Genomic DNA, 20,518 nt, shown 5'->3' with positions numbered 1-20,518 from the left:
ATGGCTATTCGGAGGTCTTCCGCAGCACCGTTCCCGTAAGACTCTGGAGAATTACGAGCCGGGTCCCCGGCCTCCGAGCCGGGGGTGTCGTCCCACGCGAGAGATGCGGGGGTCGGGTGACTGCGTATGTACGTATCTGCTTGCGTCGCGCGAAAACTGCGAAATGCAGGTGGTCGGCGTGCGTCAGCCCTGGCGCTGCTTGTGGCGCAGGTTGTCGCAGATGACCATGACCCGGCCGTGGCGGCGGATCACCTTGCACTTGTCGCAGATCTTCTTGACGCTCGGCTTGACCTTCATGGGATGTGAGGTTCTCCGGGTCAGTGCCGTCACCCCACGGGAGCGGGGCGGCGACAAGATCTACTTGTAGCGGTAGACGATCCGGCCACGCGTCAGGTCGTAGGGAGAGAGCTCCACGACGACCCGGTCATCCGGGAGGATGCGGATGTAGTGCATCCGCATCTTGCCACTGATGTGCGCGAGGACCTTGTGACCGTTCTGGAGCTCCACCTTGAACATGGCGTTCGGGAGGGACTCGATCACGGTGCCCTCGATCTCGATGGCACCTTGCTTCTTGGCCACGCTTCGCCCTTCGAATCGGCTACCTTGATCGACTCTCTCGCCTCACACCCTCAACCAAGAGGGCATACGGATGCACGAGAGCCGACGCGTCAGTCTACGTCAGTGCCTAGGAAAAGACGAATCCCGCATTATTGCCCACTGCGAGTGATCCTTACGCGCCAAGGGCGCCGCGCGCCCCCGGTACCTGCTCACCCGCGGGGGCGTCCCCCCGGGTCCTTACGACCGTGCGGCGGGGTCGGGCGCCGCCGTGATGCCCAGCTCGGCCAGCTTGGCCTTGCCGCCATCCGGGGCGGTGAGCACCAGCGGACCCTCCTCGGTCAGCGCGACCGAGTGCTCCCAGTGCGAGGACCAGCTGCCGTCGTTCGACTTGACCGTCCAGTCGTCGTCGAGGACGTGGGTCTTGGCCGTGCCGAGATTGACCATCGGCTCGATCGCGATGCAGAAGCCGGGCACCAGCTTGGGTCCGCGGCCGCGCTTGCGGTCGACGTAGTTCAGCAGATGCGGGTCCATGTGCATCTGCGAGCCGATGCCGTGGCCGCCGTAGTCCTCGACGATGCCGTACTTACCGCTCGCCGGCCGCGGCTGCCGGCGGATGTAGCCCTCGATCGCCTTGGAGATGTCGACCAGCCGGTTGCCCTTGGCGACCGCCGCGATGCCCGCCCACATCGACTCCTCGGTGACCCTGCTGAGCTCGATCAGCTCGTCGGAGTGACCGGTCCCGACGAAGGCGGTGTAGGCCGCGTCGCCGTGCCAGCCGTCGATGATCGCGCCGCAGTCGATGGAGATGAGATCGCCGTCCTGCAGCACCGTGTCGCTGTCGGGGATGCCGTGGACCACGACGTCGTTGACCGAGGTGCAGATCGTCGCGGGGAAGCCGCCGTACCCGAGGAAGTTCGACTTCGCGCCGTGGTCGGCGAGGACCGTGCGTGCCGCGTCGTCCAGGTCCTTGGTCGTGGCGCCCGGCACCGCGGCCTTCCGGGTCGCCGCGTGGATGGCGGCGACCACCAGCCCCGCCTCGCGCATCTTCGCGATCTGCTCGGGGGTCTTGATCTCCACCATTACGGCCTTCCTTCGCGGCTGGTCCGCCGCCGCTCCCGCGGGGCCGGCCGACCGCCGCTGTGGTCTCTCACTCGATGGTCGCTGCCTACGGTAACCGTTCGGGAGCCGGACCGGCTCACCCCGGATACACCGCGGCCGCGGTACCCGCCAGGGGCACCGCGGCCGTGCGGTCTGCTGCTTATGCGCCGCGCTGAAGGGCGTCCATCGCGCGCTTGGTGACCTCTTCGACCTTGCCGAGGGCCGGGATCGTGACGACCAGATCCTGGTCCTTGTAGTAGTCGATGATCGGCTCGGTCTCCGTGTGGTAGACCTCCAGCCGCTTGCGGACGGTCGCCTCGCGGTCGTCGTCGCGCTGGTACAGCTCGCCGCCGCAGACGTCGCAGACACCCTCGGCCTTCGGCTTGTTGTACTCCGCGTGGAAGACGTGGCCGGAGTCGTTGCGGCAGATGCGCCGGCCGGCGATCCGCTTGACGACCTCCTCCTCAGGGACCTCCAGGTCCAGAACGGCGTCCAGCTTGAGGCCGTTGTTCTTGAGGTACTCGTCCAGCGCCTCGGCCTGGCCGAGGTTGCGCGGGAAGCCGTCCAGGAGGAAACCCTCGGCGGCGTCGGCCTGCTCCATACGGTCCTCGGCCATCCCGATGGTCACCGAGTCGGGAACCAGGTTGCCGGCGTCCATGTATGACTTCGCCTCAACACCCAGGGGCGTGCCCTGACTGATGTTGGCGCGGAACAGGTCCCCCGTGGAGATGTGCGGGATCGCGAGGTTCTTGGCAAGGTACGCAGCCTGCGTACCCTTGCCGGCCCCCGGGGGTCCGACGAGGACGATTCGCATCAGCGGAGGAACCCTTCGTAGTTGCGCTGCTGAAGCTGGCTCTCGATCTGCTTCACGGTCTCCAGGCCCACACCCACGATGATGAGGATGCTCGTCCCGCCGAACGGGAAGTTCTGGTTCGCGTTGAAAAGCACCAACGCCACTGTTGGTACGAGCGCGATCAGCCCCAGGTACAGCGAGCCCGGCCACGTGATCCGGTTGAGCACGTAGCTGAGGTACTCGGCCGTCGGGCGACCAGCCCGGATACCCGGGATGAAGCCACCATACTTCTTCATGTTGTCGGCAACTTCTTCGGGGTTGAAGCTGATGGCCACGTAGAAGAAGGCGAAGAACACGATCAGCAGGAAGTACGTAACGATGTAAACCGGGTGATTTCCCTTGGTGAAGTTGGTGGCGATCCACGTCGCCCATTCCGCCTTCGACCCGCTGAACTGTGCAACGAGGGCTGGAATGTAGAGCAGCGATGACGCGAAGATGACGGGAATCACACCCGCCTGATTCACCTTGAGCGGGATGTACGTGGACGTACCGCCATAGGACCGGCGGCCGATCATCCGCTTCGCGTACTGCACCGGAATGCGCCGCTGGGCCTGCTCGACGAAGACCACCAGGGCGACCATCGCGAGGCCGACCGCGATGACGGCGAAGAACTCGATCCAGCCGTCGGCCAGCTTGCCCTGGAGCTTGATCTGCCAGAGCGCGCCCGGGAAGCCGGCGGCGATCGAGATGAACATCAGGATCGACATGCCGTTGCCGATGCCGCGGTCGGTCACGAGCTCACCGAGCCACATGATCAGGCCGGTGCCGGCGGTCATCGTGATGACCATGGTGATCGTGGTGAAGATCGAGTCGTTGGGCACGATCTCACGGGCGACCGGGCAGCTCTGGAAGAGCGCACCGCTGCGGGCGGTGGCCACCAGGCCGGTGCCCTGCAGGATGGCGAGCGCCACGGTCAGATAGCGGGTGTACTGGGTGATCTTCCCCTGACCGGACTGCCCCTCTTTCTTGAGGGCCTCCAGCCGCGGGATCACCACGGTCAGCAGCTGGAGGATGATGCTTGCCGTGATGTACGGCATGATCCCCAGCGCGAAGATCGTGATCTGCAGCAGCGCACCACCGCTGAACATGTTCACCAGGGCGAACAACCCGCTGTTGCCGCCGGCCTGCTTCATGCAGGTCTCGACGTTCGCGTAATTCACCCCGGGGACCGGGACATGTGCGCCGATCCGGTAGAGCACAACGATGCCCAACGTGAACAGCAGCTTCTTGCGCAGGTCGGGCGTCTTGAACGCTCGGGCGAACGCGGTGAGCACGGTGCCTCCTGCGCCTCCCGCCTTGAATGCGAGAGGTGACGGTCTTGAGGATCGACGAATACTTGGCGGCCACAACCACGCGGAAAACGGTCCACGCGGCGGGGGCCGGGGCCGGAGCCCCGGAAATTACGGTCCATGCCACCTTACCGGCGACGGAACCCCCGTGGAACGACCAACCGGGGATGCCCCAATCGATGGGCATCCCCGGTCAGTTGAACCGAACAGCTCAGATGAGCTCGGTCACGCTGCCGCCGGCAGCGGCGATCTTCTCCTTGGCGGAGCCGGAAACGGCGTCAACCGAGACCTGCAGCGCCACGGAGACCTCGCCGGCGCCAAGCACCTTGACGAGCTCGTTCTTGCGCACCGCGCCCTTGGCGACCAGATCGGCCACCGTGACCTCGCCACCCTGCGGGTAGAGCGCGGCCAGCTTGTCCAGGTTCACGACCTGGAACTGCTTGTGAGCGGGGTTCTTGAAGCCCTTCAGCTTCGGGAGGCGCATGTGGAGGGGCATCTGCCCGCCCTCGAAGCGCTCCGGAACCTGGTAACGGGCCTTCGTGCCCTTGGTACCACGACCAGCGGTCTTACCCTTGGACGCCTCACCACGACCGACACGGGTCTTGGCGGTCTTGGCGCCCGGGGCGGGCCGGAGGTTGTGGACCTTCAGCGGGTTATTCGCCGAGGAATCAGCCATGTCAGTCGACCTCCTCAACCGTCACGAGGTGGCGGACGGTGTGCACCATGCCGCGGAACTCGGGACGGTCCTCCTTGACAACCACGTCGTGGAGCCGCTTGAGGCCCAGCGAACGAAGGGTGTCGCGGTGATTCTGCTTGCTACCGATGAAGGACTTCGTCTGCGTGATCTTGAGGTGCGCCATTACGCGGTCACCCCTGCACGCGCCCGCAGCAGAGCGGCGGGAGCAACGTCCTCCAGCGGCAGGCCACGACGGGCCGCGATCTCCTCGGGGCGCTGAAGGCCCTGAAGCGCGGTCACCGTGGCGTGCACGATGTTGATCGGGTTCGACGAGCCGAGCGACTTGCTCAGCACGTCGTGGATGCCCGCGCACTCCAGAACGGCACGCACGGGGCCACCGGCGATCACACCGGTACCGGGGGAAGCCGGCTTGAGCAGGACAACGCCCGCAGCCTTCTCGCCCTGGATGGGGTGAGGGATGGTGCCCTGGATACGGGGGACCTTGAAGAAGTTCTTCTTGGCCTCTTCCACGCCCTTGGCGATGGCAGCCGGAACTTCCTTGGCCTTGCCGTAACCGACACCTACGGTGCCGTCACCGTCGCCCACCACGACCAGCGCGGTGAAGCTGAAGCGACGGCCACCCTTGACAACCTTGGCGACGCGGTTGATCGCGACAACGCGCTCAACGTACGCGGTCTTCTCGGCGGCAGCGCCACCGTCGCGACCCTTCCGGTCCCGCCGCTCGCCGCCACCGGCACCGCTCCCGCGGCGCTGGGGTCCAGCCATTGGATTTACCTCTCTCTGTTACGTCCGCTAGCTCCGGAACCGGGGCTTAGAACTTCAGCCCGGCTTCGCGGGCGGCGTCGGCCAGAGCGGCAATCCGCCCGGCGTACTGCTTGCCACCACGGTCGAACACGACGGCCTCGACACCGGCGGCCTTGGCACGCTCAGCGACCAGGGAGCCGACCTTCTGGGCCTGGGCGCTCTTGTCGCCCTCGCCACCACGGATCGACGCGTCCAGGCTCGACGCCGAGGCCAGCGTGTGGCCCTGGATGTCGTCGATGACCTGTGCGGTGATGCCACGGTTGGACCGCGTCACCACCAGACGCGGGCGCTCCGGGGTACCCGAAATCCGCTTACGGATGCGGATGTGGCGCCGCTTCGCAGCGGCCCGCTTGTAAGCGTCGCCCTTGGCGATCTTCACACCGTATGCCATGGCTTACTTACCAGCCTTTCCGACCTTGCGGCGGATGACCTCGCCGGCGTACTTGACGCCCTTGGCCTTGTACGGGTCAGGCTTGCGCAGCTTGCGGATGTTCGCCGCAACCTCGCCGACCTTCTGCTTGTCGATGCCCTCGACGCTGAGCTTGGTCGGGGACTCGACCTTGAAGGAGATGCCCTCGGGGGCCTCGATCAGGATGGGGTGGCTGTAGCCCAGCGAGAACTCCAGGTTGGAGCCCTTCGCCTGGACGCGGTAGCCGACACCGCTGATCTCGAGCGCCTTGGTGTACCCCTGGGTCACGCCGGTGATCATGTTCGCCACCAGCGTGCGGGACAGGCCGTGCAGGGCCTTGTTCTGACGCTCGTCGTTCGGGCGGGAGACGTTGATCACGCCGTCCTCACCCTTGGCGACCTCGATGGGCGCCACGACGGTGTGCGAGAGGGAACCCTTGGGGCCCTTCACCGCGACCGTACGGCCCTCGATGGTGACGTCCACACCAGCGGGAACCTGGATGGGCAGCTTGCCAATACGCGACATTAGCTATTCCTCCGTTCCCTGGTTACCAGACGTAGGCGAGGACTTCCCCACCCACGCCCTTCTTGCTGGCCTGCTGGCCGGTCAGGAGACCGTGGGACGTGGAGATGATCGCCACGCCCAGGCCGCCGAGGACCTTCGGCAGGTTGGTGGACTTTGCGTAGACCCGGAGGCCCGGCTTCGAGATCCGCTTGATGCCTGCGATCGAGCGCTCGCGGTTCGGGCCGAACTTCAGCTCGAGGACGAGGTTCTTGCCGACCTCGGCGTCCTCGACCTTCCAGCCGGTGATGTAACCCTCCTGCTGGAGGATCTCCGCGATGTGCGACTTGATCTTGCTGTGCGGCATCCCGACGGTGTCGTGGTACGCCGAGTTCGCGTTCCGCAGACGGGTCAGCATGTCTGCGATGGGATCAGTCATGGTCATGAATTGGCCTTCGGCCTCTCTCGCCGGGGTTTCCTATGTGCGCCATCCCTCTCCCCGATCAGAGTCGGGACGGGTGCGGCGCGGGGACCTACGGCGTAGTAAGCGACGTTATGCGGGCTCGGCCCGCGGTCGGTCTCGGCGGCGGTGCGCCCAAACCCTTCCACCCTACGGGAAAGAAGGGCCCGGGCGCCCACCGACCGAATGCTTACCGAGAGCTTCTGGTCATCCCAACTAAGGGATTACCAGGAGCTCTTGGTCACGCCCGGCAGCTCGCCACGGTGAGCCATCTCACGAAGGCACACGCGGCACAGGCCGAACTTACGGTAAACGGAGTGCGGGCGGCCGCAGCGCTGGCAGCGCGTGTACGCACGCACACCGAACTTCGGCTTGCGAGCAGCCTTGGCAATCAGAGCCTTCTTCGCCATCTCGCTCACGCCTCCTTGAACGGGAAGCCGAGGTGACGAAGGAGGGCACGGCCCTCGTCGTCGTTGGTCGCCGTGGTGACCACGGTGATGTCCATACCCCGGGTACGGTCGATCTTGTCCTGGTCGATCTCGTGGAACATGACCTGCTCCGTGAGACCGAAGGTGTAGTTGCCCCGGCCGTCGAACTGCTTCGGGGACAGACCACGGAAGTCGCGGATGCGCGGCAGCGCGAGCGACAGCAGACGGTCCAGGAACTCCCACATGCGGTCACCGCGGAGGGTGACGTGGGCGCCGATCGGCTGACCCTCACGCAGCTTGAACTGCGCGATGGACTTCCGGGCCTTGGTGACGGCCGGCTTCTGGCCGGTGATCGTGGTGAGGTCCTTGATGGCACCCTCGATCAGCTTGGAGTCGCGGGCGGCGTCGCCCACACCCATGTTGACCACGATCTTGGTCAGACCGGGGATCTGCATGACGTTCTCGTACGAGAACTCGTCCTTCAGCTTCCCGGCAATTTCTTCGCGGTAGCGCAGCTTGAGACGCGGCGCGTTGGTGGTGGCAGTCATCAGATGTCCTCACCGGTCCGCTTGGCAACGCGGATCTTGTTGCCTTCGTCGTCGAAGCGGTATCCGACGCGGGTGACAACCTTGTTGCCGTCCTTCTCCACGACCAGCTGAACGTTGCTGATGTGGACAGGGGCCTCGGTCGTCACGATGCCGCCGGTCTTCGAACCACGAGCCGTCTGACCGGCCTTGGTGTGCTTCTTGACCCGGTTGACACCCTCGACCAGGACACGGTCCTCGCGGGGGAAGGCCTGAATGACCTTGCCCTGCTTGCCCTTGTCCTTACCGGTGATGACCTGGACCAGGTCGCCCTTCTTGATCTTCATCGGTTACAGCACCTCCGGCGCGAGCGAGATGATCTTCATGAACTTCTTCTCGCGCAGCTCACGGCCCACGGGGCCGAAGATACGGGTGCCGCGGGGGTCGCCATCGTTCTTGAGGATGACGGCCGCGTTCTCATCGAAGCGGATGTACGAGCCGTCCGGACGGCGGCGCTCCTTGACGGTGCGAACGATGACGGCCTTGACGACGTCACCCTTCTTCACGTTGCCACCGGGGATCGCGTCCTTGACGGTGGCGACGATGACGTCACCGATGCCCGCGTAGCGGCGACCCGAGCCACCGAGAACACGGATGCAAAGGATTTCCTTCGCACCAGTGTTGTCGGCGACGCGCAGTCGCGACTCCTGCTGGATCACGTCTATCTCCTGAATGTCTGCCGGTTCCCGGTGAGAAGCGCGAGTGTTTCGCGCTTCTCACCGAGCCTGGCGGAACTGTTCCTAGGGGGTCCCCCCAGGAGGGATTACTTGGCCTTCTCGAGGATCTCGACGATGCGCCAGCGCTTGGTGGCGGACAGCGGCCGGGTCTCCATCAGGAGGACGCGGTCGCCGACACCGGCAGCGTTCTGCTCGTCGTGCGCCTTGAGCTTGTTGGTACGGCGGATGACCTTGCCGTACAGCGCGTGCTTGACGCGGTCCTCGACAGCGACGACGACGGTCTTGTCCATCTTGTCGCTGACGACGAGACCCTCACGGGTCTTGCGGAAACCGCGCTCGTTCGTCTCAGTCACATTCTTCTCGCTCATCAGGCGCTCTCCACCGTCTCGATGCCCAGCTCGCGCTCACGCATCAGGGTGTAGATCCGGGCGATGTCCTTACGGACGGACTTGAGCCGACCGTGGTTCTCGAGCTGTCCGGTCGCCGCCTGGAAGCGGAGGTTGAACAGCTCCTCCTTGGCCTCACGAAGCTTGCCGACGAGGTCCTCGTCATTCAGCTCGCGCAGCTCGGTCGCCTTGATACCGGCCGCCATCACGACTCACCTGCCTCGCGCCGCACAATGCGGCACTTCATCGGAAGCTTGTGGGCGGCGCGGGTCAGCGCCTCCTTGGCAACCTTTTCGTTCGGGAAGGACAGCTCGAACATCACCCGACCGGGCTTGACGTTCGCGACCCACCACTCCGGAGAACCCTTACCGGAACCCATGCGGGTTTCGGCCGGCTTCTTCGTGAGCGGGCGGTCCGGGTAAATGTTGATCCAGACCTTGCCGCCACGCTTGATGTGACGGGTCATCGCGATACGAGCGGACTCGATCTGACGGTTCGTCACGTAAGCCGGGGTGACGGCCTGAATGCCGTACTCACCGAAGGCCAGCTCGGTGCCACCCTTGGCCATACCACTGCGCTTCGGGTGGTGCTGCTTGCGGTGCTTGACCCTGCGAGGGATCAGCATGTCGGTCAGGCCTCCGTTCCGGGGGTCTCCGCCGGAGCAGCGGCAGCAGCCTCGGCCTTGGGGGCCTCGGCAGCGCCGGTCTGCTGCTGCGGCTTGCGGCCACCACGGCCGCCACGCTCGCCACCGCGGCGCGGGCGGTCGTTGCCGCCACCGCGAGCCGGGCGGTTACCCGCACGGGCGGCGGCGTTGTCGGCACGCACCTCGGCGATGTTCTTGACGTCGCCCTTGTAGATCCAGACCTTCACACCGATACGGCCGAAGGTGGTCTTGGCCTCGAAGAAGCCGTAGTCGACGTTCGCGCGGAGCGTGTGCAGGGGCACACGGCCCTCGCGGTAGAACTCCGAGCGGGACATCTCGGCGCCGCCGAGACGGCCACCGCACTGGATCTTGATGCCCTTGGCGCCGGCCTTCATCGTCGACTGCATGCTCTTACGCATGGCGCGACGGAAGGAGACGCGGGAGGACAGCTGCTCGGCGACGGCCTGGGCCACCAGCTGAGCGTCGGTCTCGGGGTTCTTGACCTCGAGGATGTTCAGCTGGACCTGCTTGCCGGTCAGCTTCTCCAGCTCGCCGCGGATGCGGTCCGCCTCGGCGCCGCGGCGGCCGATGACGATGCCCGGACGAGCGGTGTGGATGTCAACGCGGACGCGCTCACGGGTGCGCTCGATCTCCACCTTGGAGATACCGGCGCGCTCCATGCCCTTCGTCATCATGCGACGAATGGCGACGTCTTCCTTGACGTAGTCCTTGTACAGCTTGTCGGCGTACCAGCGCGACTTGAAGTCGGTGGTGATGCCGAGCCGGAACCCGTGCGGGTTAACCTTCTGGCCCATTACCGGGTTCCTTCCTTGCTGCTGACGACCACGGTGATGTGGCTGGTCCGCTTGCGGATCCGGTAGGCACGGCCCTGAGCACGCGGACGGAACCGCTTCAGGGTCGGGCCCTCGTCGACATACGCCTCGGAGATGACGAGGCTGCCGGCGTCGGTGTGGTCGTAGTTGTGCGCGGCGTTGGCAATGGCGCTGTCGAGCACCTTGCCCACCGGCACGCTCGCGGCCTGCGGGGCGAAACGCAGGACCGCCTGAGCCTCCGTGGCATTCATGCCACGGATAAGGTCCACCACGCGGCGGGCCTTCATGGGCGTGACGCGGATGTACCGCGCCTGGGCCCTGGCTTCCATGGTTGTCCCTTCGGTGTCAGTCATAGTCTTCGCACTCCGCCGATCAACGACGCCGCGACTTGCGGTCGTCCTTCTCGTGGCCGCGGAAGGTGCGGGTCGGCGCAAACTCGCCGAGCTTGTGGCCGACCATCGACTCGGTGACGAACACCGGGACGTGCTTGCGGCCGTCGTGCACCGCGATCGTGTGGCCGAGCATGGCCGGGACGATCATGGAGCGGCGGGACCAGGTCTTGATGACGTTCTTGGTGCCGGCATCGTTCTGAACATCCACCTTCTTGGAAAGGTGGTCGTCGACGAAGGGCCCCTTCTTGAGACTGCGCGGCATCTAAACCCGCTCCTAGCGCTTCTTGTTCGTCTTGCGGCGGCGGACGATGTACTTGTTGCTCGCCTTCTTCGGCGAACGAGTACGACCCTCCTTCTGACCCCAGGGCGAGACCGGGTGGCGACCACCGGAAGTCTTGCCCTCACCACCACCGTGCGGGTGGTCAACCGGGTTCATGACGACACCACGCACGGTCGGGCGGACGCCCTTCCAGCGCATACGGCCGGCCTTGCCCCAGTTGATGTTCGACTGCTCGGCGTTGCCGACCTCGCCCACAGTGGCGCGGCAGCGGACGTCGACCAGGCGGATCTCACCCGACGGCATACGAAGGTGAGCCATGCGGCCCTCCTTCGCCAGCAGCTGCACGGAGGCACCGGCCGAGCGGGCGAACTTCGCACCGCCGCCCGGACGCAGCTCGATCGCGTGGATCGTCGTACCCACGGGGATGTGACGCAGCGGCAGGTTGTTGCCCGGCTTGATGTCGGCGCCAGGGCCGTTCTCAATCCGAGCACCCTGGGCCAGGCCACGGGGCGCGATGATGTAGCGCTTCTCGCCGTCTGCGTAGTGCAGGAGCGCGATGCGCGCGGTGCGGTTCGGGTCGTACTCGATGTGCGCGACCTTGGCCGGCACGCCGTCCTTGTCGTGACGACGGAAGTCGATCACTCGGTAGGCGCGCTTGTGGCCACCGCCCTGGTGGCGAACGGTCACACGACCGGCGTTGTTACGGCCGCCCTTGCTGTGCAGGGGGCGGACCAGCGACTTCTCCGGCGTGGACCGCGTGATCTCGACAAAGTCGGCGACGCTGGAGCCACGACGGCCCGGGGTCGTCGGCTTGTACTTGCGGATACCCATTTCTCAGTCCTCGTCCGATTCCGGACGACTCGGACTCCGTTAGGAGACCGGGCCGCCGAAGATGTCGATACGGTCGCCCTCGGCGAGGGTCACGATGGCGCGCTTGGTGTCCGCGCGCTTGCCGTAACCGGTGCGGGTGCGCTTGCGCTTGCCCTGCCGGTTGATCGTGTTGACCCCGGTGACCTTGACCGAGAAGACCGCCTCGACGGCCTGCTTGATCTGGGTCTTGTTCGAGCCGGGCGCGACGATGAACGTGTACTTGTTCTCGTCCAGCAGCGCGTAGCTCTTCTCGGAAACCACCGGCTTGACGAGAACGTCACGCGGGTCCGTGAAGGTCTTGCTGGTGACGACGGCCTCAGTCATCAGGCGTCGCTCCCTTCGGTCTCAGCGTTGGCCTTGGGGCCAGACACGAAGGACTCGAAGGCGGCCTTGGTGAAGACCACGTCGTCGGAGACGAGCACGTCATACGTGTTCAGCTGGCCCGGCTCCAGGATGTGCACCTGGGGCAGGTTGCGGGCGGACAGCCACGCGGCCTCGTCGCTGCGCTCGACGACCAGGAGCACGTTCTTGCGCTCGCTGACCTTGCCGAGGAGAGTCTTGGCGGCCTTGGTGGAGATGTCGCCCTCGATCACGCCGGAAACGACGTGGATACGGCTGTTGCGGGCCCGATCGGTGAGGGCACCGCGCAGGGCGGCAACCTTCATCTTCTTCGGGGTCCGCTGGCTGTAGTCACGCGGCACGGGGCCGTGGACGACGCCACCGCCGGCGAACTGCGGCGCACGGGTCGAACCCTGACGCGCCCGGCCGGTGCCCTTCTGGCGGTACGGCTTCCTGCCACCGCCGCGGACCTCGCCGCGAGTCTTGGTCTTGTGCGTGCCCTGACGGGCCGCGGCCAGCTGTGCGACAACGACCTGGTGGATCAGCGGAATGCTGACCTTGGCGTCGAAGATCTCCGTGGGGAGTTCGACGCTACCGGCCTTGTCGCCTGCCGGCGAAAGGATGTCAATGGTGCTCATCGGTTACCTCAGGCCCCCTTGGCCGCGGTACGGACCAGGACGAGGCCGCCGTTCGGACCAGGAACTGCGCCCTTGATGAGCAGCAGGCCCTTCTCCGCGTCAACGGCATGGACGGTCAGGTTCTGGGTGGTGACCCGCTCATTGCCCATACGGCCGGCCATCCGCATGCCCTTGAACACGCGGCCCGGGGTGGCACAGCCACCGATGGAGCCAGGCTTACGGTGCACGCGGTGGGCACCGTGGGAGGCCTTGCCGCCATGGAAGCCGTGACGCTTCATGACACCGGCGAAGCCCTTGCCCTTGCTCTTGCCGGTCACGTCCACCTTGACGCCGGACTCGAAGGTCTCAGCGGTCACTTCCTGGCCGAGGGTGTACTCACCGGCATCGGTGGTACGGACCTCGACGAGGTGGCGACGGGGGGTGACGTCGGCCTTGGCGAAGTGGCCCTTGAGGGGCTTGTTCACCTTGCGCGGGTCGATCTCGCCGAAGGCGATCTGGACGGAGTCGTAACCGTCCTGGTCATTGGTGCGCACCTGGGTAACGACACAGGGGCCGGCCTTGACCACAGTGACCGGGACGACACGGTTGTTCTCGTCCCAGACCTGGGTCATGCCGAGCTTCTCGCCCAGGATGCCCTTGATCTGCTTAGCCATCTCTTCCGCGCCTCTCAGAGCTTGATCTCGATGTCAACGCCGGCCGGAAGGTCCAGGCGCATCAGCGAGTCAACGGTCTTGGGCGTCGGGTCGAGGATGTCGATCAGGCGCTTGTGCGTGCGCATCTCGAAGTGCTCGCGCGAGTCCTTGTACTTGTGCGGCGACTTGATGACGCAGTACACGTTCTTTTCAGTGGGCAGCGGCACCGGGCCCGCGACCGACGCACCAGTACGGGTCACCGTCTCGACGATCTTCTTCGCCGAAGAGTCGATGACCTCGTGGTCGTAGGCCTTGAGCCGGATGCGGATCTTCTGTCCCGCCATGGCTACTTCGTAGTCCTGTCTCTCGTAACGCTCTGGGACCCGGTGCGCTGCGCCTCCTGAGAAGCGCCGTTCTTCTCCGACCCACGCGGTCGGGCGTGTCGCACCCCTTCTCGTAAATCCCCGCACAGGAGATCCTTCAAGAAGGAGATGGCAGGGGAAGAACACCCACCGGACGCCTGGCCGAGGCACCCCGCTGACGCTTCCCGGAAGATTCCCGTATTTCCGGCCCTGAGAAGGGACGACGAATACCTGGGACTCGCTTCCAGTCCTCCCGGCGAGAGGCGCGCAGCATCGGCACTCAACCGAGCAACCTGGACAGTGTGCCACACGGGCTACACCACTGGCCAACCGAAGCCGGAGACACTACCCGACCGCCGCCCCAACCGGCGCCCCTGGTACGGGGAACGCGCGGGAAAATCGTCGATTTCCCTCCGCGCCACGCGGCGAGAACCCACCTGCCGGCCGGTCCGGATCCGGTCACCACGCGGCACGGTGGACATGCCGTCCATCCGCTGCGCGAGGTCTCCTCCCGCGCCGGCCACCCGGCCGGCGCCTCTCTCGTCAGAGGCACCGTGGCGGATGCCCCAGGAGGACGGCTCATCCTCCCGCTCCGCCCCTCCGACGAGAGAGGTGCCGCCCGGGACCCCTGCGCCGCGTCGCGCCGCGAGGGCGCCTTCCTCGCCTTTCTCAGGGAAGACCGTCCGGCCGCGCCGGAGAAACGGCCCGGCGGCCTCGCGCGACTCCCCGACCGCCGCCCGGCCCCCTACGGCCGCGCCACCGCCCCCGGCCCCCGCACCGTCCCGCTGCCCGGGGCCGGCTCCGAGGGGTCCGCGCCGAGCTCGACGATGCGGTTCCCGGCGTCGACGTGAAGCACCCGCGGCCGCAGCGTCCGCGCCTCCGCGTCGTCCACCTGCGCGTAGCTGATCAGAATGACCAGGTCCCCGGGGTGCACCAGATGTGCGGCCGCCCCGTTGATGCCGACCACCCCGGAGCCGCGCTCCCCCTCGATCGTGTAAGTCTCCAGCCGGGCACCGTTCGTGACGTCGACGATGTGGACGAGTTCGCCGGGCAGCAGATCGGCGGCGTCCAGCAGGTCGGCATCGACGGTGACCGAACCGACGTAGTGCAGATCGGCCTGGGTCACGGTGGCACGGTGGATCTTGGACTTGACCATGGTGCGCAGCACGGTGTCACTCCTGTGGCAAAGGGTCGCGTCTCCGCACAGGAGTACGCGCCGACTCCCCCATGGTCGGCGAGCCATGCCCGTCTGACAAGGTCCGCGGACCGCCGCCGCTCCTCCCCCGCCACACACAGAAGTGCCCGTACGACCGAAGTCGTACGGGCACTTCTCACGAGCACACGGCTCGCACGCTCCGAGGAGCTACCGGGTCAGCTCACCAGTTACTTGATGACCTTGGTGACCTGGCCGGCGCCGACGGTACGGCCACCCTCACGGATGGTGAACCGCAGGCCCTCCTCCATGGCGACCGGCTGAATCAGCGAGACGTTCATGGTGGCGTTGTCGCCCGGCATGACCATCTCGGTGCCCTCCTGGAGGGTCACCACGCCGGTCACGTCAGTCGTACGGAAGTAGAACTGCGGGCGGTAGTTGTTGAAGAACGGGGTGTGACGGCCACCCTCGTCCTTCGACAGGATGTAGGCCGTGGCCTCGAACTCGGTGTGCGGGGTGACCGAGCCCGGCTTGATGATGCACTGGCCGCGCTCGACGTCCTCGCGCTTGATGCCGCGGAGCAGCAGACCGACGTTCTCACCGGCCTGGCCCTCGTCGAGCAGCTTGCGGAACATCTCGATACCGGTGACCGTGGTGGTGGTCTTCTCGGTCTTGATGCCGATGATGTCGACGGTCTCGTTGACCTTGAGGACACCGCGCTCGATGCGGCCGGTGACGACGGTGCCACGACCGGTGATCGTGAAGACGTCCTCGATCGGCATCAGGAACGGCTGGTCGACGTCACGCTTCGGCTCGGGGACGTTCTCGTCCACGGCCTTCATCAGCTCGACGACGGTCTTGGTCCACTCCGGGTCGCCCTCGAGCGCCTTGAGAGCGGAGACCTTGACGACCGGCAGGTCGTCGCCCGGGAACTCGTACTCGGACAGGAGCTCACGAACCTCGAGCTCGACGAGCTCCATGATCTCCTCGTCGTCCACCATGTCGGCCTTGTTCAGGGCGACAACGATGTACGGAACACCGGACTGGCGGGCCAGGAGCACGTGCTCCTTGGTCTGCGGCATGGGACCATCGGTCGCGGCGACCACGAGGATCGCGCCGTCCATCTGGGCGGCACCGGTGATCATGTTCTTGATGTAGTCCGCGTGACCCGGGCAGTCAACGTGGGCGTAGTGACGGTTGGCCGTCTGGTACTCCACGTGCGCGATCGAAATGGTGATACCGCGCTGCCGCTCCTCCGGCGCCTTGTCGATGTCCTCGAAAGGCGTGAAGGGGTTCAGGTCAGGGAACTCGTCATGCAGCACCTTGGTGATCGCCGCGGTAAGAGTCGTCTTACCGTGGTCGACGTGACCGATGGTGCCGATGTTGACGTGCGGCTTAGTCCGCTCGAACTTCGCCTTCGCCACGGGGGTCCTCCTGAAGAGTGGTTCTGTACGCCTTACTCATCGGCGCCAGGTGATCTTTGCTGGGGTGCCGGCTGACGGGGCATTCCTCACGGATTGCGGGGATTGCCCCATCAGACGGTGTCAAGCCTAAAGCGTGTTCCGGCTCTCGGGAGACGGAGCTACTCGCCCTTGGCCTTCGCGATGATCTCCTCGGCGACGTTCCGGGGAACCTCGGCGTAGGAGTCGAACTGCATCGAGTAGCTTGCGCGACCCGACGTCTTGCTGCGGAGGTCTCCGACGTAGCCGAACATCTCCGAGAGGGGAACCAGGCCCGTGACGAGCTTGGCGCCGCTGCGCTCCTCCATGGACTGGATCTGACCACGGCGGGAGTTGATGTCGCCGATCACGTCGCCCATGTAGTCCTCGGGCGTGGTGACCTCGACCTTCATCATCGGCTCGAGCAGGGCCGGGGAGGCCTTGCGGGCGGCCTCCTTGAAGGCCATCGAACCGGCGATCTTGAAGGCCATTTCCGACGAGTCGACCTCGTGGAAGGCACCGTCGAGGAGGGTGACCTTGACACCGGTCAGCGGGTAGCCGGCGAGAACACCGAACTCCATGGCCTCCTGGCAGCCCGCGTCCACGGACGGGATGTACTCCCGCGGGATACGGCCACCGGTGACCTTGTTCTCGAACTCGTACCCGTCGCCCTCGAGCGGCGCGATCGCGATCTGCACCTTAGCGAACTGGCCGGAACCACCAGTCTGCTTCTTGTGCGTGTAGTCGAGACGCTCGACCGGCTTGCGCAGGGTCTCGCGGTACGCGACCTGCGGCTTGCCGACGTTGGCCTCGACCCGGAACTCACGCTTCATACGGTCGACCAGCACGTCGAGGTGCAGTTCGCCCATACCCGCGATGATGGTCTGGCCGGTCTCCTCGTCGGTGTGCACCTGGAACGAGGGGTCCTCTTCGGCGAGGCGCTGGATGGCGACACCCAGCTTCTCCTGGTCGCCCTTGGACTTGGGCTCAATGGCGACCTGGATGACCGGGGCCGGGAACTCCATCGACTCCAGGATGACCGGATTGGCGGAGTCACAGAGGGTCTCGCCGGTGGTGGTCTGCTTCAGACCCATGACGGCGACGATGTCACCGGCACCCACCGACTCGATCTCCTCACGCTTGTTCGCGTGCATCCGGTAGATCTTGCCGATGCGCTCCTTCTTGCCCTTCACCGAGTTCTGCACCTGCGAGCCGGCCTCAAGGCGGCCCGAGTAGATGCGGATGAAGGTGAGCTTGCCCAGGTGGGGGTCGCTCGCAATCTTGAAGGCAAGGGCGGACAGCGGCTCGTCCGCGGACGGCTGGCGCTTGATGACCTCTTCCGGGTCGTTGACCGCGTGGCCCTCAATGGCCTCGACGTCCAACGGGGAGGGGAGGTAGCGCACGACCGCGTCGAGCAGGGGCTGCACACCCTTGTTCTTGAACGCGGTACCGCAGAACACCGGGGTGACGGTGGTGTTCTCGGCCTTGCCCGAAGCGATGGTGATCCGGCGGATCGCCGCGTAGAGCTGCTCCACGGTGGGCTCCTGGCCCTCCAGGTACAGCTCCATGACCTCTTCATCGTTCTCGGCAACGGCCTCGAGCAGCTTGCCGCGCCACTCGTCGGCAGCCTCGATGTGGGTGTCCGGGATGTCGACGGTGTCGTACATCTCGCCCTTGGCGGCCTCGGCCGACCAGACCAGGGCCTTCATCGTCACGAGGTCGACGATGCCCTTGAAGTCGGCCTCGGTGCCGATCGGCAGCTGCATCACGATCGGGGTCGCGCCCAGGCGGTCGACGATCATGTCGACACAGCGGTGGAACTCGGCACCCGTACGGTCGAGCTTGTTGACGAAGCAGATACGCGGCACGCCGTAGCGGTCCGCCTGACGCCAGACGGTCTCGGACTGGGGCTCGACACCGGCAACGCCGTCGAACACCGTCACCGCACCGTCCAGGACGCGCAGCGAGCGCTCCACCTCGACCGTGAAGTCGACGTGGCCCGGGGTGTCGATGATGTTGATGGTGTTGTCGACGTCTTCCAGCGGCCAGTGGCAGGTCGTCGCGGCAGACGTGATGGTGATGCCGCGCTCCTGCTCCTGCTCCATCCAGTCCATCGTGGCAGCGCCGTCGTGGACCTCACCGATCTTGTACGAAACGCCGGTGTAGAACAGGATCCGCTCGGTGGTGGTCGTCTTGCCCGCGTCGATGTGGGCCATGATCCCGATATTGCGGACCTTGGCCAGGTCAAGCGAAGTGGTGGCCATAGTGGCTCAATCTTCTCTCGGTCTCGATGTGGGTTGCGACTACCAGCGGTAGTGCGCGAAGGCCTTGTTGGACTCGGCCATCTTGTGCGTGTCCTCACGCTTCTTGACCGAAGCGCCGAGGCCGTTGGAGGCGTCGAGCAGTTCGTTCATGAGGCGCTCGGTCATGGTCTTCTCGCGGCGGGCGCGGGAGTAGCCCACGAGCCAGCGGAGCGAGAGGGTGGCGGCACGGCCGGGCTTGACCTCAATCGGGACCTGGTAGGTCGCGCCACCGACACGGCGGGACTTGACCTCAAGGGTCGGCTTGATGTTCTCGAGCGCGCGCTTGAGCGTGATGACCGGGTCGTTGCCGGTCTTCTCGCGCAGACCCTCCATGGCGCCGTAAACGATGCGCTCAGCGGTGGAGCGCTTGCCGTTCAGCAGCACCTTGTTGATGAGGGAGGTCACCAGAGGAGAACCGTAGACCGGGTCGATGATGACCGGGCGCTTCGGGGCGGGGCCCTTACGAGGCATTCTTACTTCTCCTTCTTGGCGCCGTAGCGGCTGCGAGCCTGCTTGCGGTTCTTGACGCCCTGCGTGTCGAGGGAGCCGCGGATGATCTTGTACCGAACACCCGGCAGGTCCTTCACACGACCACCACGCACGAGCACGATCGAGTGCTCCTGCAGGTTGTGGCCCTCACCCGGAATGTAAGCGGTGACCTCGATCCCGCTGGTCAGACGCACACGCGCGACCTTACGCAGGGCCGAGTTCGGCTTCTTCGGGGTGGTCGTGAAAACACGCGTGCAGACGCCACGGCGCTGGGGAGAACCCTCGAGCGCGGGCGTCTTGTTCTTCTCGACCTTGTCCTGCCGGCCCTTGCGGACCAGCTGCTGGATCGTAGGCACCGTTTCTCCGGTTTCTGTGTGCCAGTCTCGGTAAAGCTAACCTGGAACTTCCCCGACCCACGCGGTCGGGTGTGTCGAATACTGCAGTCCGATGACTCGCTGGAACGAGCGTGGCGGCAGATTGCGGTGTCAAAACCTGGCCGCCGCAGTGAGGGCACTCCCGGCAGAAGCTCGGGAGATTGCGCATGCAGCAGCCCAGGGACACCCCAGGCACAAGGTCAGAGCGTACCTACCGCATTGGCTGCGGTCAAAACAAATGCACACGCGAAGGACACGCCGGACTCCACACGGCGTTGCGGCCACCGTAGTGCGCTCCACGGCCGTACGGAAGAAGGCACCGCGCCCCCGCCCCAGGGCCCGGCCGGCAGGGCCCTGGGGCCCCGGAGACGCCCTAGAGGTGGGACACGGTCAGCAGGACCGAGAGCAGGAAGAACAGCGACCAGCCGCCGATGCCCAGCCAGCCGAGCACCAGGCCCGCGAGGGCCTGACCGTCCCCGCGCTCGCCGGTGCGGCGGATCTCGGCGCGCGCCTTGTGTCCCAGGATCACGGCCGGGATCGCCGTCAGTCCCCATGTCACCGGTGTCATGATCCCGCAGACCAGGGCGCCCGTCGCCGAGCCGTTCGTCGCCACCGGCGGAGGCATCTGCATCGGCATGAAGGTGGCCGGCATCGGCCGCTGCGGCAGAAACTGCGCCTGCGGCACCGGCCCCTGCGGCAGATCCGCCACCAGCATCTGCAGCTCGGCGTGGGTCTGTGCCTGGTAGGCCCGTGCGATCCGCTGCTCGTACTCCGGCTGTTGCATCCGCCCCTCGGCGAATCCTGCCTTGAGCACATCGACCGCCCGCTCACGATCGGCGTGCGAAGCACGCATGACAGGCACCTGATTCGACGGCTGAGCGGGCTGCCCACCCTGCCACGGCTGGAATGCCACTTTGCGAACCTCCCCCCGCTCGACAGTTCCCCCATCTTCTCATCACAGACGCAGAGATGGGAGGACAAGTTCCCCCGCGCGGCCACCTACCACGGGGAGGGGGAGGGCCGCCCG

Annotated in this window: 32 protein-coding genes; all 32 read right to left on the bottom strand. The window is 65.9% G+C overall.

The features are described 5' to 3' along the window. Nucleotides 1-183: 183 nt before the first annotated feature. The 32 genes from rpmJ to OIU81_RS20505 all read right to left on the bottom strand — a co-directional run bounded on the left by rpmJ (nt 184) and on the right by OIU81_RS20505 (nt 20,344). Nucleotides 184-297, bottom strand: coding sequence for a 50S ribosomal protein L36 (gene rpmJ, locus OIU81_RS20660; RefSeq protein ID WP_003956441.1), 114 nt, complete (start codon nt 295-297; stop codon nt 184-186). Between the two features lie 60 nt (nt 298-357). After that, nucleotides 358-579 carry a translation initiation factor IF-1 gene (gene infA / locus OIU81_RS20655; RefSeq protein WP_003956442.1) on the bottom strand — a complete coding sequence of 74 codons (222 nt, stop codon included), beginning with the start codon at nt 577-579 and terminating at the stop codon, nt 358-360. Nucleotides 580-795: 216 nt separating this feature from the next. Next, entirely contained in the window at nt 796-1,638 is an 843-nt protein-coding gene (gene map / locus OIU81_RS20650; protein WP_329149995.1) for a type I methionyl aminopeptidase, read from the bottom strand. Nucleotides 1,639-1,816: 178 nt separating this feature from the next. Beyond that, nucleotides 1,817-2,470: an adenylate kinase gene (locus OIU81_RS20645; protein ID WP_329149992.1), complete on the bottom strand. Its 654-nt coding sequence runs from the start codon at nt 2,468-2,470 to the stop codon at nt 1,817-1,819. After that, nucleotides 2,470-3,783, bottom strand: coding sequence for a preprotein translocase subunit SecY (gene secY / locus OIU81_RS20640; RefSeq protein WP_329149990.1), 1,314 nt, complete (start codon nt 3,781-3,783; stop codon nt 2,470-2,472). Before secY ends, OIU81_RS20645 begins: the two co-directional genes overlap by 1 nt. Before the next feature lie 226 nt (nt 3,784-4,009). After that, nucleotides 4,010-4,474 carry a 50S ribosomal protein L15 gene (rplO, locus tag OIU81_RS20635; protein WP_329149988.1) on the bottom strand — a complete coding sequence of 155 codons (465 nt, stop codon included), beginning with the start codon at nt 4,472-4,474 and terminating at the stop codon, nt 4,010-4,012. Nucleotide 4,475: 1 nt separating this feature from the next. Beyond that, nucleotides 4,476-4,658, bottom strand: coding sequence for a 50S ribosomal protein L30 (rpmD, locus tag OIU81_RS20630; protein WP_329149986.1), 183 nt, complete (start codon nt 4,656-4,658; stop codon nt 4,476-4,478). Beyond that, nucleotides 4,658-5,260 carry a 30S ribosomal protein S5 gene (gene rpsE / locus OIU81_RS20625; RefSeq protein ID WP_006604888.1) on the bottom strand — a complete coding sequence of 201 codons (603 nt, stop codon included), beginning with the start codon at nt 5,258-5,260 and terminating at the stop codon, nt 4,658-4,660. The genes rpmD and rpsE overlap by 1 nt, the downstream gene beginning before the upstream one ends. Nucleotides 5,261-5,306: 46 nt before the next feature. Beyond that, entirely contained in the window at nt 5,307-5,690 is a 384-nt protein-coding gene (gene rplR / locus OIU81_RS20620) for a 50S ribosomal protein L18 (RefSeq protein ID WP_189101098.1), read from the bottom strand. 3 nt (nt 5,691-5,693) lie between these two features. Continuing rightward, on the bottom strand, nt 5,694-6,233 hold the full coding sequence (gene rplF / locus OIU81_RS20615) for a 50S ribosomal protein L6 (protein ID WP_329149983.1): 540 nt from the start codon (nt 6,231-6,233) through the stop codon (nt 5,694-5,696). A 22-nt stretch (nt 6,234-6,255) separates the two neighbouring features. Next, nucleotides 6,256-6,654, bottom strand: a complete 399-nt coding sequence (rpsH, locus tag OIU81_RS20610; protein WP_189101102.1) for a 30S ribosomal protein S8 — start codon at nt 6,652-6,654, stop codon at nt 6,256-6,258. Nucleotides 6,655-6,893: 239 nt separating this feature from the next. Further along, nucleotides 6,894-7,079, bottom strand: a complete 186-nt coding sequence (locus OIU81_RS20605; RefSeq protein WP_003956452.1) for a type Z 30S ribosomal protein S14 — start codon at nt 7,077-7,079, stop codon at nt 6,894-6,896. A 5-nt stretch (nt 7,080-7,084) separates the two neighbouring features. Then, nucleotides 7,085-7,645 carry a 50S ribosomal protein L5 gene (rplE, locus tag OIU81_RS20600; protein ID WP_046927447.1) on the bottom strand — a complete coding sequence of 187 codons (561 nt, stop codon included), beginning with the start codon at nt 7,643-7,645 and terminating at the stop codon, nt 7,085-7,087. Beyond that, nucleotides 7,645-7,968: a 50S ribosomal protein L24 gene (gene rplX / locus OIU81_RS20595; RefSeq protein ID WP_329149978.1), complete on the bottom strand. Its 324-nt coding sequence runs from the start codon at nt 7,966-7,968 to the stop codon at nt 7,645-7,647. Before rplX ends, rplE begins: the two co-directional genes overlap by 1 nt. 3 nt (nt 7,969-7,971) lie before the next feature. Then, nucleotides 7,972-8,340, bottom strand: coding sequence for a 50S ribosomal protein L14 (gene rplN / locus OIU81_RS20590; RefSeq protein WP_003998823.1), 369 nt, complete (start codon nt 8,338-8,340; stop codon nt 7,972-7,974). 104 nt (nt 8,341-8,444) lie between these two features. Beyond that, nucleotides 8,445-8,726, bottom strand: coding sequence for a 30S ribosomal protein S17 (gene rpsQ / locus OIU81_RS20585; RefSeq protein ID WP_006604882.1), 282 nt, complete (start codon nt 8,724-8,726; stop codon nt 8,445-8,447). Then, nucleotides 8,726-8,950: a 50S ribosomal protein L29 gene (gene rpmC / locus OIU81_RS20580; RefSeq protein ID WP_030074787.1), complete on the bottom strand. Its 225-nt coding sequence runs from the start codon at nt 8,948-8,950 to the stop codon at nt 8,726-8,728. The genes rpsQ and rpmC overlap by 1 nt, the downstream gene beginning before the upstream one ends. After that, nucleotides 8,950-9,369: a 50S ribosomal protein L16 gene (gene rplP, locus OIU81_RS20575; protein WP_006604880.1), complete on the bottom strand. Its 420-nt coding sequence runs from the start codon at nt 9,367-9,369 to the stop codon at nt 8,950-8,952. Before rplP ends, rpmC begins: the two co-directional genes overlap by 1 nt. Before the next feature lie 5 nt (nt 9,370-9,374). Further along, the gene (gene rpsC / locus OIU81_RS20570; RefSeq protein ID WP_329149974.1) at nt 9,375-10,202 is read right to left on the bottom strand and encodes a 30S ribosomal protein S3; all 828 of its coding nucleotides are present in this window, start codon (nt 10,200-10,202) and stop codon (nt 9,375-9,377) included. Continuing rightward, entirely contained in the window at nt 10,202-10,549 is a 348-nt protein-coding gene (gene rplV, locus OIU81_RS20565) for a 50S ribosomal protein L22 (RefSeq protein WP_037839423.1), read from the bottom strand. The genes rpsC and rplV overlap by 1 nt, the downstream gene beginning before the upstream one ends. A 43-nt stretch (nt 10,550-10,592) precedes the next feature. Continuing rightward, nucleotides 10,593-10,874: a 30S ribosomal protein S19 gene (gene rpsS, locus OIU81_RS20560; protein ID WP_018090899.1), complete on the bottom strand. Its 282-nt coding sequence runs from the start codon at nt 10,872-10,874 to the stop codon at nt 10,593-10,595. A 12-nt stretch (nt 10,875-10,886) separates the two neighbouring features. After that, entirely contained in the window at nt 10,887-11,723 is an 837-nt protein-coding gene (gene rplB, locus OIU81_RS20555) for a 50S ribosomal protein L2 (RefSeq protein ID WP_018090900.1), read from the bottom strand. Between the two features lie 39 nt (nt 11,724-11,762). Further along, the gene (rplW, locus tag OIU81_RS20550; RefSeq protein ID WP_069567068.1) at nt 11,763-12,086 is read right to left on the bottom strand and encodes a 50S ribosomal protein L23; all 324 of its coding nucleotides are present in this window, start codon (nt 12,084-12,086) and stop codon (nt 11,763-11,765) included. Continuing rightward, nucleotides 12,086-12,739 (bottom strand): 50S ribosomal protein L4, encoded by a 654-nt coding sequence (gene rplD, locus OIU81_RS20545; protein WP_329149967.1) that lies wholly within the window; start codon nt 12,737-12,739, stop codon nt 12,086-12,088. Before rplD ends, rplW begins: the two co-directional genes overlap by 1 nt. Before the next feature lie 8 nt (nt 12,740-12,747). Continuing rightward, entirely contained in the window at nt 12,748-13,392 is a 645-nt protein-coding gene (gene rplC, locus OIU81_RS20540) for a 50S ribosomal protein L3 (protein ID WP_030986140.1), read from the bottom strand. 14 nt (nt 13,393-13,406) lie between these two features. Continuing rightward, entirely contained in the window at nt 13,407-13,715 is a 309-nt protein-coding gene (gene rpsJ / locus OIU81_RS20535) for a 30S ribosomal protein S10 (protein WP_003948644.1), read from the bottom strand. A gap of 763 nt (nt 13,716-14,478) precedes the next feature. Continuing rightward, the gene (panD, locus tag OIU81_RS20530; RefSeq protein ID WP_329149965.1) at nt 14,479-14,901 is read right to left on the bottom strand and encodes an aspartate 1-decarboxylase; all 423 of its coding nucleotides are present in this window, start codon (nt 14,899-14,901) and stop codon (nt 14,479-14,481) included. A 215-nt stretch (nt 14,902-15,116) separates the two neighbouring features. Beyond that, nucleotides 15,117-16,310, bottom strand: a complete 1,194-nt coding sequence (gene tuf / locus OIU81_RS20525; RefSeq protein WP_189101110.1) for an elongation factor Tu — start codon at nt 16,308-16,310, stop codon at nt 15,117-15,119. A gap of 158 nt (nt 16,311-16,468) precedes the next feature. Next, a complete protein-coding gene (gene fusA, locus OIU81_RS20520; RefSeq protein ID WP_329149961.1) occupies nt 16,469-18,589 on the bottom strand; it encodes an elongation factor G in 2,121 nt (706 codons plus the stop codon). A gap of 39 nt (nt 18,590-18,628) precedes the next feature. Then, the gene (gene rpsG, locus OIU81_RS20515) at nt 18,629-19,099 is read right to left on the bottom strand and encodes a 30S ribosomal protein S7 (RefSeq protein ID WP_030986135.1); all 471 of its coding nucleotides are present in this window, start codon (nt 19,097-19,099) and stop codon (nt 18,629-18,631) included. Nucleotides 19,100-19,101: 2 nt separating this feature from the next. After that, nucleotides 19,102-19,473, bottom strand: coding sequence for a 30S ribosomal protein S12 (gene rpsL / locus OIU81_RS20510; protein WP_003948652.1), 372 nt, complete (start codon nt 19,471-19,473; stop codon nt 19,102-19,104). A 391-nt stretch (nt 19,474-19,864) separates the two neighbouring features. Next, entirely contained in the window at nt 19,865-20,344 is a 480-nt protein-coding gene (locus OIU81_RS20505) for a DUF1707 and DUF4190 domain-containing protein (RefSeq protein WP_329149958.1), read from the bottom strand. Between the last annotated feature and the right edge of the window lie 174 nt (nt 20,345-20,518).

The organism is Streptomyces sp. NBC_01454 (assembly GCF_036227565.1).
In the GTDB taxonomy this organism is placed as follows: Bacteria; Actinomycetota; Actinomycetes; order Streptomycetales; family Streptomycetaceae; genus Streptomyces.
The sequence above is the reverse complement of the archived record's forward strand: the minus strand, read 5'-3'. Positions and strand labels throughout refer to the sequence as shown.

What these genes read in the sequence shown, in the direction of transcription:
- rpsS (WP_018090899.1), bottom strand. Translation starts at nt 10,874, where the DNA reads ATGCCGCGCAGTCTCAAGAAGGGGCCCTTCGTCGACGACCACCTTTCC.
- rplP (WP_006604880.1), bottom strand. Translation starts at nt 9,369, where the DNA reads ATGCTGATCCCTCGCAGGGTCAAGCACCGCAAGCAGCACCACCCGAAG.
- OIU81_RS20505 (WP_329149958.1), bottom strand. Translation starts at nt 20,344, where the DNA reads ATGCGTGCTTCGCACGCCGATCGTGAGCGGGCGGTCGATGTGCTCAAG.
- rpmJ (WP_003956441.1), bottom strand. Translation starts at nt 297, where the DNA reads ATGAAGGTCAAGCCGAGCGTCAAGAAGATCTGCGACAAGTGCAAGGTG.
- rplC (WP_030986140.1), bottom strand. Translation starts at nt 13,392, where the DNA reads ATGGCTAAGCAGATCAAGGGCATCCTGGGCGAGAAGCTCGGCATGACC.
- rplR (WP_189101098.1), bottom strand. Translation starts at nt 5,690, where the DNA reads ATGGCATACGGTGTGAAGATCGCCAAGGGCGACGCTTACAAGCGGGCC.
- rplV (WP_037839423.1), bottom strand. Translation starts at nt 10,549, where the DNA reads ATGGAAGCCAGGGCCCAGGCGCGGTACATCCGCGTCACGCCCATGAAG.
- OIU81_RS20645 (WP_329149992.1), bottom strand. Translation starts at nt 2,470, where the DNA reads ATGCGAATCGTCCTCGTCGGACCCCCGGGGGCCGGCAAGGGTACGCAG.
- rpsC (WP_329149974.1), bottom strand. Translation starts at nt 10,202, where the DNA reads ATGGGCCAGAAGGTTAACCCGCACGGGTTCCGGCTCGGCATCACCACC.
- rplW (WP_069567068.1), bottom strand. Translation starts at nt 12,086, where the DNA reads ATGACTGAGGCCGTCGTCACCAGCAAGACCTTCACGGACCCGCGTGAC.
- rpsJ (WP_003948644.1), bottom strand. Translation starts at nt 13,715, where the DNA reads ATGGCGGGACAGAAGATCCGCATCCGGCTCAAGGCCTACGACCACGAG.
- rplF (WP_329149983.1), bottom strand. Translation starts at nt 6,233, where the DNA reads ATGTCGCGTATTGGCAAGCTGCCCATCCAGGTTCCCGCTGGTGTGGAC.
- rpsG (WP_030986135.1), bottom strand. Translation starts at nt 19,099, where the DNA reads ATGCCTCGTAAGGGCCCCGCCCCGAAGCGCCCGGTCATCATCGACCCG.
- OIU81_RS20605 (WP_003956452.1), bottom strand. Translation starts at nt 7,079, where the DNA reads ATGGCGAAGAAGGCTCTGATTGCCAAGGCTGCTCGCAAGCCGAAGTTC.
- fusA (WP_329149961.1), bottom strand. Translation starts at nt 18,589, where the DNA reads ATGGCCACCACTTCGCTTGACCTGGCCAAGGTCCGCAATATCGGGATC.
- rplO (WP_329149988.1), bottom strand. Translation starts at nt 4,474, where the DNA reads ATGGCTGATTCCTCGGCGAATAACCCGCTGAAGGTCCACAACCTCCGG.
- rplD (WP_329149967.1), bottom strand. Translation starts at nt 12,739, where the DNA reads ATGAGCACCATTGACATCCTTTCGCCGGCAGGCGACAAGGCCGGTAGC.
- map (WP_329149995.1), bottom strand. Translation starts at nt 1,638, where the DNA reads ATGGTGGAGATCAAGACCCCCGAGCAGATCGCGAAGATGCGCGAGGCG.
- rplE (WP_046927447.1), bottom strand. Translation starts at nt 7,645, where the DNA reads ATGACTGCCACCACCAACGCGCCGCGTCTCAAGCTGCGCTACCGCGAA.
- rplX (WP_329149978.1), bottom strand. Translation starts at nt 7,968, where the DNA reads ATGAAGATCAAGAAGGGCGACCTGGTCCAGGTCATCACCGGTAAGGAC.
- rpsH (WP_189101102.1), bottom strand. Translation starts at nt 6,654, where the DNA reads ATGACCATGACTGATCCCATCGCAGACATGCTGACCCGTCTGCGGAAC.
- rpsQ (WP_006604882.1), bottom strand. Translation starts at nt 8,726, where the DNA reads ATGAGCGAGAAGAATGTGACTGAGACGAACGAGCGCGGTTTCCGCAAG.
- rplB (WP_018090900.1), bottom strand. Translation starts at nt 11,723, where the DNA reads ATGGGTATCCGCAAGTACAAGCCGACGACCCCGGGCCGTCGTGGCTCC.
- rpmC (WP_030074787.1), bottom strand. Translation starts at nt 8,950, where the DNA reads ATGGCGGCCGGTATCAAGGCGACCGAGCTGCGCGAGCTGAATGACGAG.
- rpmD (WP_329149986.1), bottom strand. Translation starts at nt 4,658, where the DNA reads ATGGCGCACCTCAAGATCACGCAGACGAAGTCCTTCATCGGTAGCAAG.
- rpsE (WP_006604888.1), bottom strand. Translation starts at nt 5,260, where the DNA reads ATGGCTGGACCCCAGCGCCGCGGGAGCGGTGCCGGTGGCGGCGAGCGG.